Origin of the sequence: Streptococcus sp. HMSC077F03 (genome assembly GCF_001812375.1) — a bacterium.
Taxonomy (GTDB): Bacteria; Bacillota; Bacilli; order Lactobacillales; family Streptococcaceae; genus Streptococcus; species Streptococcus oralis_S.
Genome location: NZ_KV808753.1, coordinates 177322 through 191467, shown reverse-complemented (window position 1 = coordinate 191467; position 14146 = coordinate 177322). Strand labels below are relative to the sequence as shown.

Sequence of the window (14146 nt, the reverse complement as noted above, 5' to 3'; positions counted from 1 at the left end):
AAAGGGATTTTAAAATGAACAAACGTTCTTTGTTACCTGTCTTATCGACAGCCCTGTTAGCTCCAGCCTTCTTAGCTGGACAAGTCTATGCTGAAGAAGCAACAACTCCTGCAGAAAGTTCAGCTGTTGTGGCGACTCCAGCTACGTCGGCGACTCCAGCTCCTGTTGAGAGCCCTGCGGTACCGGAAACTTCGGCAACTTCAGAAGCGGTTGTACCTGCAGAAACTCCGTCAGCTCCTGCTGAATCTACCAAAAGCGAAGAAAAGGACACCGTTATCTTACACACCAATGATGTCCATGGTCGTATTGTAGAGGAAAAGGGAGTAATTGGAGATGCCAAGTTAGCGACTGTCATTGAACAGGAGCGTGCGAAGTCAAATCAAAATACTCTGGTAGTTGATGCGGGAGACGCTTTTCAAGGTTTACCGATTTCCAACTCTACTAAGGGTGAAGCGCGTGCTGAAATTCTTAATCAGATGCAGTATGATGCCATGGCAGTAGGAAACCATGAGTTTGACTTTGGTCTTGATGAAGTTAAAAAATACAAGGAAATCTTGAAATTCCCATTACTTAGCTCAAATACCTATGTCAATGGAGCTCGTCTTTTTGAAGCTTCTACAATCGTTGATAAAGATAAGACTGTGGAAGGTGATGAATTTGTTGTAATCGGCGTGACAACACCTGAAACAGCAACCAAAACTCACCCTAAAAATGTCAAAGGGGTAACTTTTACAGATCCAATCTCTGAAGTCAATAAGGTCATCGAAGAAGTTCAAGCCAAGGCTCGTGCAGAAGGTAAGGACTACAAACACTATGTTGTGCTCGCTCACTTGGGTGTAGATACCACAACCCCAGTCGAATGGCGTGGTTCAACTTTGGCAGAAGCCTTGTCTAAAAATCCTCGTTTGAAAGGGAAACGCGTAACAGTAATCGACGGTCACTCTCATACAGTAGAATCAACGACCTATGGAGACAATGTTACCTATAACCAAACAGGGAGTTACCTTCATAATGTAGGGAAAATCACCTACAAATCACGTCAGCTTTTGGGCAATCCAACTCAGATTCCGGCTGCTGATGCTAAAAAATTACCAGCCAATCCAACAGTTGAAAAACTAGTCAAAGACATTAAACAAAAATACGATGCTGAAAATGCTGTTGAAGTCGTTTCAAACAGCCCTGTAGAACTCAACGGAGATCGTGAAAATGTTCGGGTTCGTGAAACTAACCTCGGAAACGTCGTAGCGGACTCGCTCTATCAGTATGGTCAAACAGGATTTAGCCATCCGACAGACATCGCTGTGACAAATGGTGGTGGCTTGCGTGAAACCATTGCAAAAGGCAAACCAATTACTAAAGGAAATGTCATTGCCGTTCTTCCGTTTGGAAATACCATCTCACAAATCCAAGTGACTGGGCAACAAGTCTTGGATATGTTTGAAAAGTCACTCGGATCTATCTTGCAGGTCGATAAAGATGGCAAGAAGGTCTTGGATGAGAACGGACAACCATTGTTAGAACCAAGTGGTGGTTTCTTGCAAGTTTCAGGTGTGAAGGTCTACTATGATACCAACCTACCATCAGGTAAACGTGTCTTGGCCATCCAGGTCAAAAACCGCACGACTGGTCGTTATGATCTTCTAGACCTTGCAAAAACTTACTATCTTGCAACCAATGATTTCCTAGCTGCAGGTGGTGATGGTTACACTATGTTAGGTGGTGCGCGAGAAGAAGGTCCTTCTATGGATGCAGCCTTTGAAGAGTATCTTAAAACCGCTGATTTGACCCAGTATGAAAAGATCAATCCGAACTCACGGACGATTTCTGTGGATTCTACAACTTTTAGTCTACCAGTAGAAACGCCTCAAACGAATGCGGCTGCTAACGATGCGACTACAAATGTACCACTTACTTATGAGGTGGCAGGTCAATTTAGCAAGAAGGCGGTTGTCTCAGAAAAAGCTCTCCCAAATACAGGAAGTGAACAATCCATCTTCTTGCTCTTGATGGGAATGGTAGCTGGTCTGGCAGGTATCTTATCGAGCCGAAAACCAAAGCAAAAATAGGTTAAATTTCATATCTAGAAGAGTCTAGGGAAACGTTTTTACGCCTTTTTCCCTTGACTCTTTTTTGGTTTATGATATAATTAACCAGTAAAGAATCGGTGGCTATCTATGTTTTTTTACGAAAAAGATAGCTAGGGAAGGAGTAACACATGAGACAGCTTGCGCAGGAAATCGATAACTTTTTAAACGAGGTGATCTTGAGATCTGAGAACCAGCATGAAATTCTAATCGGGCATTGCACGAGTGACGTTGCCTTGACCAATACTCAGGAACACATCCTCATGCTCTTGTCAGAAGAATCCCTAACCAACTCGGAGTTGGCCCGTCGCCTTAATGTCAGTCAGGCGGCAGTGACCAAGGCTATCAAATCTTTGGTCAAAGAGGGTATGTTAGAGACATCCAGAGATCCCAAAGATGCGCGTGTGATCTTTTATCAACTGACAGAGCTGGCTCGACCAGTGGCAGAGGAACACCACCATCATCATGAACACACGCTCTTAGCCTATGAACAAGTGGCAAGTCAGTTTACTCCAAATGAACAAGAAGTTATCCAGCGGTTTTTAACTGCTTTAGTAGGAGAAATCAAATAATGCGGTATATTACAGTAGAGGACTTGTCTTTCTATTATGACAAGGAACCTGTCCTCGAACATATCAACTACAGTGTTGATAGTGGGGAGTTTGTCACCCTGACTGGTGAAAATGGAGCTGCCAAGACGACGCTGATTAAGGCAAGTCTAGGCATCTTGCAACCAAGATTTGGTAAGGTAACCATCTCAAAGACAAACACTCATGGGAAAAAGCTTAGGATCGCTTATCTTCCCCAGCAGATTGCCAGTTTTAATGCTGGTTTTCCAAGTACGGTTTATGAATTTGTCAAGTCGGGTCGTTATCCGCGAAAGGGCTGGTTCCGTCGTTTGAATGCCCATGATGAGGAGCATATCAAGGCTAGTCTAGACTCGGTTGGTATGTGGGAACACCGTGACAAACGAATTGGGTCCCTCTCGGGAGGGCAAAAGCAACGAGCAGTGATTGCTCGGATGTTTGCTTCTGACCCAGATATCTTCGTCTTGGATGAGCCGACGACAGGGATGGATGCAGGAAGCAAAAATGAATTTTACGAACTCATGCACCATAGTGCTCATCATCATGGCAAGGCTGTTTTGATGATTACCCATGACCCTGAGGAAGTCAAGGACTATGCGGATCGCAATATCCATCTGGTTCGTAACCAAGATTCGCCATGGCGTTGTTTTAACGTTCACGAAAGCGACCAGGAGGTGGACCATGCTTAGTTTGTTATCTTATGACTTCATGCAGCGTGCCTTCTTGGCGGTCATTGCCATGAGTCTCTTTTCTCCAGTTCTTGGGACCTTCCTTATCTTACGTCGTCAGAGTCTCATGAGTGATACCCTCAGTCACGTTTCTCTGTCAGGGGTAGCCTTTGGTCTGGTTTTGGGAATTTCTCCAACTATTTCAACCATTGCTATTGTCTTGATCGCAGCGGTCTTTCTAGAGTATCTCCGGACAGTCTATAAGAACTTTATGGAAATCGGGACAGCCATCCTCATGTCAACAGGACTTGCAGTGTCTCTGATTGTCATGAGTAAGGGGAAAAGTTCGAGTTCCATGAGTTTAGACCAATATCTCTTTGGTTCGATTGTAACCATTAGCCAGGAGCAGGTGCTATTCCTCTTTGCCATTGCGGCGGTCGTTTTACTCTTGACTTTCTTATTCTTGCGACCAATGTATATCCTGACCTTTGATGAGGACACGGCTTTTGTAGATGGCTTGCCAGTTCGTACCATGTCTATCCTCTTTAACATGGTGACAGGGGTGGCCATTGCCCTTATGATTCCAGCTGCAGGAGCCCTTTTGGTGTCGACCATTATGGTCTTGCCGGCTAGCATTGCCCTTCGTCTGGGGAAAAACTTTAAATCCGTTATGTTACTAGCCAGCGCTATTGGCTTTTTGGGAATGGTGGCAGGTCTCTATATTTCCTACTATGCAGAAACCCCTGCCAGTGCTAGTATCACCATTATCTTTGTAGCTGTCTTTTTGTTAGTCAGTCTACTGAAACGTTTTATCAAATAGGAGAATGAAATGAAAAAACTGAGCTTACTACTAGCTAGTCTATGTGCCCTGTTTTTAGTGGCTTGTTCCAATCAAAAACAGGCAGATGGGAAGCTAAATATCGTGACAACCTTTTACCCTGTCTACGAATTTACCAAACAAGTCGCAGGAGATACTGCTAATGTAGAACTCCTCATCGGTGCTGGTACAGAACCCCATGAGTATGAACCGTCTGCCAAGGCAGTTGCCAAAATCCAAGATGCAGATACCTTTGTCTATGAAAATGAAAACATGGAAACTTGGGTTCCAAAATTGCTAGAATCCTTGGATAAGAAAAAGGTGAAAACTATCAAGGCGACAGGTGATATGCTGCTCCTACCAGGAGGTGAGGAAGAAGAGGAAGGGCATGATCATGGCGGCGAGGGTCACCATCACGACTACGATCCTCATGTTTGGCTTTCACCAGCACGCGCCATCAAACTGGTAGAGCATATCCGTGACAGCTTGTCAGCAGATTATCCTGATAAAAAAGAGACTTTTGAAAAGAACGCTGCTGCCTATATCGAAAAATTGCAAGTCTTGGACAAGGCCTACACAGATGGCTTGTCTCAAGCTAAACAAAAGAGCTTTGTGACCCAGCACGCTGCCTTTAACTACCTTGCCTTGGACTATGGTCTCAAGCAAGTATCCATCTCAGGTCTATCACCAGATGCAGAGCCATCAGCAGCACGTTTGGCAGAATTAACAGAGTATATTAAGAAAAACAAGATTTCTTATATCTACTTTGAAGAAAATGCCTCACAAGCCCTCGCCAATACACTTTCAAAAGAAACAGGTGTCAAACTAGACGTGCTCAATCCGCTAGAAAGTCTAACAGAAGAAGCAACCAAGGATGGTGAGGACTATATCTCTGTGATGGAGAAAAACCTCAAGGCTTTGAAACAAACAACGGACCAAGAAGGACCAGAAATCGAGCCAGAGAAGGAAGAAAACACTAAGACAGTTCACAACGGTTACTTTGAGGATGCAGATGTCAAAGATCGTACCTTGAGTGACTATGTTGGCAACTGGCAGTCAGTTTATCCTTTCCTTGAAGATGGGACCTTTGATCAAGTCTTTGACTACAAGGCTAAGTTGACTGGTAAGATGACCAAGGATGAGTACAAGGCTTACTATAGAAAAGGCTATCAGACAGATGTGACTAAGATCAACATCACGGACAACACTATGGAATTTGTTCAAGGTGGCCAAAGCAAGAAATTCACCTACAAGTATGTCGGCAAGAAAATCTTGACATATAAGAAAGGCAACCGTGGTGTGCGCTTCCTCTTTGAAGCGACAGATGCGGACGCTGGACAATTCAAGTATGTTCAGTTTAGTGACCACAATATCGCCCCAGTTAAGGCAGGACATTTCCATATCTTCTTTGGAGGTACTAGCCAAGAAGCCCTCTTTGAAGAGATGGATAACTGGCCAACCTACTACCCAGATAACCTATCTGGCCAAGAAATCGCTCAAGAAATGTTGGCGCATTGATGCAAGAGAGAATCCCGCAAATCTGCGGGATTTTTTGCTAGAAACGATTAGGTTGTTAGGTATTATAGTACCACAGTTGTGCTGTTCACAATGTGATAAGGCAGTCATTTTCTACTGGCTGCTTCTCACTAGCTGGCGAATGCAAAAGCTACGATTGTACAAATTATAGAATCTTTTCAGGGGATTTAGGAAGGGATCTTAGTCATATTGACGTTGCTATCGCTTTTTGTTATAGTCAAAGAGAGAGCGGTCTGGAACACTAGTTTATTCACAGTCTGTGGATAAGTCTTGGAGGAAATGACATACAACTCAGGGTGTTGAAGTATCCTGAAAATAGTTCCGTATATTAGTGACTTTCTAGAAAGCTAGTAGAAACCCTAGTACAGAACTATTTGACAAAGGTATGTTTAAGGTGACAGGTGAGCTAGAGACTGAAAAAACTAGTTTTTAGGAATGTTTTCTTATCCACAAGTTGTGGATAACTTTGTGAACAAGAGAAAGAGATACGAGATGATGACGAACATAAAACCACATGGACCATTACCAAGCCAGGCCCAGCTGGATTATTTAGAGGATGAACTAGCTGCCTTTATCCATTTTGGTCCCAATACCTTTTATGACCAAGAATGGGGAAGTGGGCAAGAGGATCCCAAGCGTTTTAACCCGACCAAGTTGGATGCGCGTGAATGGATTCGAGTGCTCAAAGAAACGGGTTTTAAAAAGCTGATTTTGGTGGTCAAGCACCACGATGGTTTTGTGCTCTATCCGTCAGCCCATACAGATTATTCGGTCAAGGCTAGCCCTTGGAGGAAAGGAGCGGGGGACTTGCTCCTTGAAGTTTCCCAGGCTGCAACTGAGTTTGACATGGATATGGGAGTGTATTTGTCTCCTTGGGATGCTCACAGTCCCCTCTATCACGTGGACCGAGAAGCGGATTACAATGCCTACTATCTGGCTCAATTGAAGGAAATCTTGTCAAATCCTGCCTATGGGAATGCCGGCAAGCTCACTGAGGTGTGGATGGATGGTGCTCGAGGCGAAGGGGCCCAGAAAGTCAACTATGAGTTTGAGACTTGGTTTGAAACCATTCGTGACTTGCAGGGCGATTGTTTGATTTTCTCCACTGAGGGAACTAGTATTCGCTGGATTGGAAATGAACGAGGCTATGCAGGGGATTCCTTGTGGCAAAAAGTCAAGCCAGACCAGTTGGGGACAGAGGCGGAATTAGATTATTTACAGCACGGAGACCCCTTTGGGACGCTATTTTCCATCGGTGAGGCAGATGTTTCTCTTCGGCCGGGCTGGTTTTACCATGAGGATCAGGATCCCAAGTCTCTCGAGGAATTGGTCGAAATCTACTTTCACTCGGTGGGTCGGGGTACACCTCTCTTACTCAATATTCCGCCAAACCAAGATGGACTCTTTGACGAAAAGGATATCCGGCGACTGTATGAATTTGCTGCCTACCGTGACACACTCTATAGGGAAGATTTAGCTCTGGGAGCCAAGGTATCTGGACTTGCTCTATCACCAGACTTTGCCTGTCATCATCTGACAGATGGACTGGAAACTAGTTCATGGGCAAGTGATTCAGAGTTGCCAATCCAATTAGAGCTCGATTTAGGATCACCTAAAACATTTGATGTGATTGAGTTAAGAGAAGATTTGAAGTTGGGGCAACGCATCGCTGCTTTTCATGTTCAGGTAGAGTTGGATGGTGTCTGGCAGGAGTTTGGGTCTGGTTATACTGTTGGCTACAAACGTCTCTTACGAGGATCAGTCGTTGAGGCGCAGAAGATACGCGTGACCATTACAGAGGTACAGGCTTTGCCTTTGTTGACCAAGATTTCACTCTATAAAACACCTACCTTGTCGAAAAAAGAAACTGTTCAGCAACTAGAGTTTTCAGAAAAAAGTCTAGCTGTGACCAAGGGAGAAAATGTCCACTTTACAGTGAAGCGCATAGAATGTAGCAGTCCTTTAGAAGCTAAGATTTCGATTCAACCAGGGACAGGTGTGCATGGTGTCGCCTATCGGGACGAGATTCAAGTCCTTGCGTTTCAAGCTGGTGAGACTGAAAAAAGGCTAACGCTACCAACCTTGTATTATACAGGAGATAAAACCTTGGACTTTTATCTGAATTTGACGGTAGATGGGCAGCTGGTTGACCAGCTTCAGGTCCAAGTTTCATAAAAGAAGAACCTTTGCGCGATGCAAAGGTTCTTTTGGTTATGAGTGATTTGGTAGCCAGCTGAGGGTGAAGGTCAGTTGCTCAGCTTTCAAGAGGTCTTGGTGTTGAATGCCAGATACTATGGTCTTGTCCAATCGACATTCTTTGACAAAGTTGAAGTGGCTGTGGTTTTGCTCGGCATGGATATCCAGCCATTTATTTTCCTTAGCCAGGTGGATACGGAGGTGGTCAAAGAGAGGAATTCCGAGATCGTAACTTGGTTTGCCTGGACAGGTCGGGTAGAATCCAAGAGCTGACCAGATATACCAAGCAGAGAGACTGCCATTGTCCTCATCGCCAGGATAGGCTTGCCAGCTGGGGTGAAAGGCTTTTTGACGCAAGGTCTTGATGAGAAGGGCAGTGTAGTCTGGATAGTTGCTGTAGCGAAAGAGATATGGAATGTGGAAGCTAGGCTGGTTAGAGATGGCGACTTGTCCAAAGGGAGCTGTTGCCATCTCGCTCATTTCATGAATCTCGTAACCATAGCCAGTCGTTTCAAAGAGAGGAGCATCCTGACAGGCTTTCAAAAGGTAGTGGCTAAAGGTTTCTTTTCCACCCATCAGTTGGATTAAGCCAGGGATGTCGTGTAGAACGCCCAAAGTCGCTTGAATGGCAGAACATTCGGCGTAGTCTCGTCCCCAACTGTAAGGAGAGAAGTCAGGTCGGAAGTTGCCTTGACTGTCTCGCGCACGCATATAGCCTGTCTCAGAGTCAAAGAGATGACGGAAATTCTGCGATGCGACCTTATAAGTCTCAGCGATGTCATTCTGACCAAGCTTTTGGGCGCAGCTAGCGATACAAAAATCGCTATAGGCATAGTCTAGGGTGTGACTGACGCTTTCGTGATTGTCTGAGGATAGATAGCCCAGTTCTTGGTATTGGGCCAAACCGTGGCGACCGTTGATGCCAAGAGGATCAGACTCGGTGGCTGTCTCCAGCATGGCTTGGAGGAATTCTTCTTCCAAGTCGGGGGTTATGTCCTTGCAGGCGCTATCTGCGATAATGCCGTCTAAAAGAGTGCCAGGCATCATGCCACGCTCATCTGGAGCCAGCCATTTTGGCAGGAAACCAGTATCGCGGTAGCTATTGAGGAAACCTTCTAGAAAGCGGTGATAGTGTTCCGGTATGATAAGGGCAAAGAGGGGGAAGGTGGTGCGGAAGGTATCCCAGAAACCATTGTTGCTAAAGAGGACACCGGGCTTGACAGTACCAGTAGACAAATCCATGTGGATGGCCTGCCCTGACTCGTTCACCTCATAAAATGTCTGTGGGAAAAGGAAGAGTCTGTAGAGGCAGTGATCAAAAAAGGTTCGGTCGGCTTCCCCTGTCTCCACGATATCAAAACGGTGGAGGAGATTTTCCCAGTCTGCTTGGGCATTTGCTTTACAGCTATCAAAGTCCTTTTGAGGTAGATTAAGCAGCGCTTGAGAAGGCGATATGAAAGAAGTTGCTAGTTGAATCTCGGCTTGACTGCTTGCTAAGTCAATTCGCCAGTCTCCCTCTTCTTGTGTGATAGCAAGAATATCCGTATTCATTTGTAAAGCAGTAAACAGTATCAGCGGATTTTTGTTGGTCTCTGTTTTTCCCTCTTGACGCAGGGCAAGAGTCCGCTTATCTATTTGTTCTCCTGTCAGTTCATCTGCTGCGTGAAGATAGAGGGAGAGGGCTTTGCCTTGCTTTTGCTCCAAACGAATAGAAGCGCCATAGCAAGTCGGTGTAAGCTGGGTTTCAATCTGATAGCGCAGGGAGAAAATCTTCAGATAATGAGGTTGGAAAGAGGCCTTATCCCTATCATAGGAGGATTGACGGTGAAAGAGGCTGTTTCCACCCAGATGGCCTGTGACAGGTGTCAGAAGGAGCCAAGAGTAGTCGCCAATCCAAGGACTGGGCTGGTGGGTTAATCTAATCCCCTGAAAAATAGGTAGATGCGGATCGAAAAGCCAAGCTTCCTCCTGATCACTGGTCTGGGGCACAAAATAATTCATCCCGAAAGGGACGCCTGTGTAGGGCAGGGTATTTCCTCGAGAAAAGGCATGCTTGCTAGCAGTCCCAAAGCGGGTATCGATGGTTTCAAGTAGTGGTTTCATAGTCTTTCCTTTAGCTGTTTTTCTACATTATATCAGAAAAATGAGACCTTTAGATATGGGGTTCGAAAGTAAGCAATTTTGTAGAAAAATGACTATCATTTGTGTATGTATTTTCTGTCTCAAAAACTATATACTGAACATGAAACTTGTTTGAAAGAGGAAACTGCACGATGACTTATTCGAAAGAAATTGTTAGAGAATGGCTGGATGAAGTAGCAGAGCGGGCTAAGGACCATCCGGAGTGGGTGGATGTCTTTGAGCGTTGCTATACAGACACCTTGGACAATACGGTCGAGATCCTAGAAGATGGCTCAACCTTTGTATTGACTGGGGATATTCCTGCCATGTGGCTTCGGGATTCGACAGCCCAACTCAGACCCTACCTTCATGTGGCTAAAAGAGATCCTCTCTTGCGCCAGACCATTTCAGGTTTGGTCAAGCGTCAGATGACCTTGGTGCTCAAGGATCCGTATGCCAATTCCTTCAATATTGAGGAGAACTGGAAGGGCCACCACGAGACTGACCACACGGACCTTAATGGTTGGATCTGGGAACGCAAGTACGAGGTGGACTCGCTTTGCTATCCTTTGCAACTGGCTTATCTACTTTGGAAAGAGACTGGTGAGACCAGTCAGTTTGATGAGACTTTTGTCGCAGCAACCAAGGAAATTCTCCATCTTTGGACAGTGGAACAAGACCACAAGAACTCACCTTATCGTTTTGTCCGTGATACAGACCGCAAGGAAGACACCTTGGTAAATGATGGATTTGGACCTGACTTTGCAGTGACAGGTATGACCTGGTCAGCTTTTCGTCCGAGTGATGACTGCTGTCAGTATAGCTATTTGATTCCGTCCAATATGTTTGCCGTAGTTGTCTTGGGGTATGTGCAAGAAATCTTTGCAGAACTGGATCTAGCTGATAGCCAAAACATCGTGGCAGACGCTAAACGCCTGCAAGCTGAAATCCAAGAAGGAATCGAAAACTACGCTTACACCACTAACAGCAAGGGTGAAAAGATTTACGCCTTTGAAGTGGATGGTTTAGGGAATGCTAGCATCATGGATGACCCAAACGTACCAAGTTTGTTGGCTGCGCCTTATCTGGGCTACTGCGACATTGACGATGAGGTTTACCAAGCAACTCGTCGGACCATTCTGAGCCCTGAAAATCCATACTTCTACCAAGGAGAATACGCTAGCGGTCTCGGAAGTTCTCATACCTTCTATCGCTATATCTGGCCAATCGCCCTTTCTATCCAAGGTTTGACAACAAGAGATAAGGCGGAGAAGAAATTCTTGCTCGATCAGCTGGTTGCCTGCGATGGTGGAACAGGTGTTATGCACGAAAGCTTCCACGTGGATGACCCAACGCTCTACTCTCGTGAATGGTTCTCTTGGGCCAACATGATGTTCTGTGAATTAGTCTTGGATTACCTGGATATTCGCTAGTCAGTTCTTTAGTTAGATAGAAATAAAAATTTAAATTTAGAATGAGGTTTTACTTCATGGAAAATGTTGTTGTACATATTATCTCACATAGTCACTGGGACCGTGAGTGGTACTTACCTTTTGAAAGCCACCGTATGCAGTTGGTGGAATTATTTGATAATCTTTTTGACCTTTTTGAAAATGACCCTGAGTTCAAGAGTTTCCACTTGGATGGCCAAACCATTGTCCTTGATGACTATTTGGAAATTCGCCCTGAAAATCGCGACAAAGTCCAACGTTACATCGACGAAGGCAAACTCAAAATTGGTCCCTTTTACATCTTGCAGGATGATTACTTGATTTCAAGTGAAGCCAATGTTCGCAATACCTTGATTGGTCAAGCAGAATGTGCAAAATGGGGCAAATCAACCCAGATTGGTTACTTCCCAGATACCTTTGGAAATATGGGGCAAGCTCCCCAAATCCTTCAAAAATCAGGTATTCACGTGGCAGCTTTTGGGCGTGGTGTGAAGCCGATTGGATTTGACAACCAAGTCCTCGAAGATGAGCAGTTTACTTCCCAATTTTCAGAAATGTACTGGCAGGGTGCGGACGGAAGTCGTGTCCTCGGTATCCTCTTTGCCAACTGGTATAGTAATGGGAATGAAATCCCAGTTGATAAGGATGAGGCCCTGACTTTCTGGAGACAAAAATTGTCAGACGTACGTGACTATGCTTCGACCAACCAATGGTTGATGATGAACGGCTGTGACCACCAGCCTGTACAGCGAAATCTGAGCGAAGCCATTCGTGTGGCAAATGAACTCTTCCCAGATGTAACCTTTGTGCATAGTTCCTTTGATGACTATGTCCATGCAGTAGAAAGTGCCCTACCGGAGCAGTTATCTACGGTTACAGGTGAGTTGACGAGTCAAGAAACAGATGGTTGGTACACGCTTGCCAACACTTCCTCATCACGGATTTACCTTAAACAAGCCTTCCAAGAAAATAGTAACCTGCTAGAACAAGTGGTGGAGCCATTAACTGTCATCACTGGTGGGCACAACCATAAGGACCAGTTGACCTATGCTTGGAAAGTTCTTCTACAAAATGCGCCACATGACAGTATCTGTGGCTGTAGCGTGGACGAGGTTCACCGTGAGATGGAGACACGTTTTGCCAAGGTCAACCAAGTCGGAAACTTTGTGAAAACTAACCTTCTCAACGAGTGGAAGGGTAAAATCGCAACCCATGAAGCCCAAAGCGACCATCTCTTTACGGTTATCAATACAGGCTTGCATGATAAGGTTGATACGGTCAGCACAGTGATTGATGTGGCGACTTGTGATTTCAAAGAATTGCACCCAACAGAAGGCTATAAGAAGATGGCAGCCTTGACCTTGCCAAGCTACCGTGTTGAAGACTTGGAAGGACATGCTGTAGAAGCGAAAATCGAAGATTTGGGAGCTAATTTTGAGTATGATTTACCAAAAGACAAGTTCCGTCAGGCTCGTATTGCTCGACAAGTGCGCGTGACAGTCCCTGTTCATCTAGCACCTCTCTCTTGGACAACCTTCCAATTGCTTGAAGGAGAACAAGAACACCGTGACGGTATTTACCAAAATGGAGTGATTGATACGCCATTTGTAACGGTCAGTGTGGATGAAAACATCACGGTCTACGACAAGACAACTCATGAAGCTTATGAAGATGTTATTCGCTTTGAAGACCGTGGTGACATTGGGAATGAGTACATCTACTTCCAACCAAAAGGAACAGAGCCTATCTACGCAGAACTCAAAGGCTATGAGGTCTTGGAAAATACAGCACGTTTTGCCAAGATTTTGCTCAAGCATGAATTGACAATTCCAGTAAGTGCAGACGAAAAACTGGATGCGGAACAAAGAGGCATCATCGAGTTTATGACGCGTGAAGCTGGGCGCTCAGAAGAATTGACAAGCGTTCTTCTTGAAACAGAGATGACCGTCTTTGTTGACAATCCACAAATTCGTTTCAAGACTCGCTTTACTAACACAGCCAAGGACCACCGTATCCGTCTCTTGGTCAAGACTCATAACACACGTCCAAGCAATGACTCTGAAAGCATCTATGAGGTGGTGACACGACCAAATAAACCAGCTGCTTCTTGGGAAAATCCTGAAAATCCTCAACACCAACAAGCCTTTGTCAGTCTGTATGATGATGAAAAAGGGGTGACAGTGGCTAATAAAGGATTGCACGAGTATGAAATCCTTGGAGACGACACCATTGCAGTGACCATTTTGCGTGCATCAGGTGAGTTAGGTGACTGGGGTTACTTCCCAACACCAGAAGCTCAGTGCTTGCGTGAGTTTGAAGTTGAGTTTACACTTGAATGCCACCAAGCAGGGGAACGTTTCTCAGCTTTCCGTCGTGCCAAAGCCTTCCAAACACCATTCACTAGTCTTCAGGTTGCTAAACAAGAAGGAAGTGTTGCTGCGACTGGTAGCCTCTTGAGTCATGCGGCACTCAGCTTGCCACAAGTCTGCCCGACAGCCTTTAAGGTAGCTGAAAATGAAGAAGGATATGTACTTCGTTACTACAATATGAGCCAAGAAAATGTGCGCATATCTGAACACCAACAAACCATTTTGGACTTGCTTGAACGACCATATCCCGTTCATTCAGGACTATTAGCGCCACAAGAGATTCGCACAGAATTGATCAAAAAAGAAGACATTTAACA

Annotated in this window: 9 protein-coding genes; 8 read left to right on the top strand and 1 reads right to left on the bottom strand. The window is 45.1% G+C overall.

Annotated features, from left to right (window positions below; all coding sequences use genetic code 11):
- The first annotated feature begins 14 nt into the window (after nucleotides 1-14).
- The 6 genes from nt5e (at nucleotide 15) to HMPREF2853_RS01835 (ending at nucleotide 7867) form a co-directional block, all read left to right on the top strand.
- Nucleotides 15-2066: a cell surface ecto-5'-nucleotidase Nt5e gene (gene nt5e, locus HMPREF2853_RS01860; RefSeq protein WP_001042700.1), complete on the top strand. Its 2052-nt coding sequence runs from the start codon at nucleotides 15-17 to the stop codon at nucleotides 2064-2066.
- Between the two features lie 149 nt (nucleotides 2067-2215).
- The gene (adcR, locus tag HMPREF2853_RS01855; RefSeq protein WP_001249328.1) at nucleotides 2216-2656 is read left to right on the top strand and encodes a zinc-dependent transcriptional regulator AdcR; all 441 of its coding nucleotides are present in this window, start codon (nucleotides 2216-2218) and stop codon (nucleotides 2654-2656) included.
- Nucleotides 2656-3360: a metal ABC transporter ATP-binding protein gene (locus tag HMPREF2853_RS01850; protein WP_001269482.1), complete on the top strand. Its 705-nt coding sequence runs from the start codon at nucleotides 2656-2658 to the stop codon at nucleotides 3358-3360. Before adcR ends, HMPREF2853_RS01850 begins: the two co-directional genes overlap by 1 nt.
- Nucleotides 3353-4159, top strand: a complete 807-nt coding sequence (locus HMPREF2853_RS01845) for a metal ABC transporter permease (protein WP_000950027.1) — start codon at nucleotides 3353-3355, stop codon at nucleotides 4157-4159. The genes HMPREF2853_RS01850 and HMPREF2853_RS01845 overlap by 8 nt, the downstream gene beginning before the upstream one ends.
- 9 nt (nucleotides 4160-4168) lie before the next feature.
- Nucleotides 4169-5674 carry a zinc ABC transporter substrate-binding protein AdcA gene (locus HMPREF2853_RS01840; protein ID WP_000736542.1) on the top strand — a complete coding sequence of 502 codons (1506 nt, stop codon included), beginning with the start codon at nucleotides 4169-4171 and terminating at the stop codon, nucleotides 5672-5674.
- A 513-nt stretch (nucleotides 5675-6187) separates the two neighbouring features.
- Complete coding sequence (locus HMPREF2853_RS01835; protein ID WP_070534703.1) at nucleotides 6188-7867, top strand: alpha-L-fucosidase; 1680 nt, start codon at nucleotides 6188-6190, stop codon at nucleotides 7865-7867.
- Nucleotides 7868-7903: 36 nt separating this feature from the next.
- On the opposite strand, the gene HMPREF2853_RS01830 is transcribed toward HMPREF2853_RS01835, so the two are convergent.
- A complete protein-coding gene (locus HMPREF2853_RS01830) occupies nucleotides 7904-9991 on the bottom strand; it encodes a GH92 family glycosyl hydrolase (protein ID WP_000803418.1) in 2088 nt (695 codons plus the stop codon).
- Nucleotides 9992-10161: 170 nt separating this feature from the next.
- Between HMPREF2853_RS01830 and HMPREF2853_RS01825 the strand changes: the two genes are divergently transcribed.
- Both HMPREF2853_RS01825 and HMPREF2853_RS01820 read left to right on the top strand, forming a co-directional pair.
- Complete coding sequence (locus tag HMPREF2853_RS01825) at nucleotides 10162-11442, top strand: glycoside hydrolase family 125 protein (RefSeq protein WP_070534653.1); 1281 nt, start codon at nucleotides 10162-10164, stop codon at nucleotides 11440-11442.
- Nucleotides 11443-11498: 56 nt separating this feature from the next.
- Nucleotides 11499-14144 (top strand): alpha-mannosidase, encoded by a 2646-nt coding sequence (locus HMPREF2853_RS01820; RefSeq protein WP_000432735.1) that lies wholly within the window; start codon nucleotides 11499-11501, stop codon nucleotides 14142-14144.
- The last annotated feature ends 2 nt before the right edge of the window (nucleotides 14145-14146 follow it).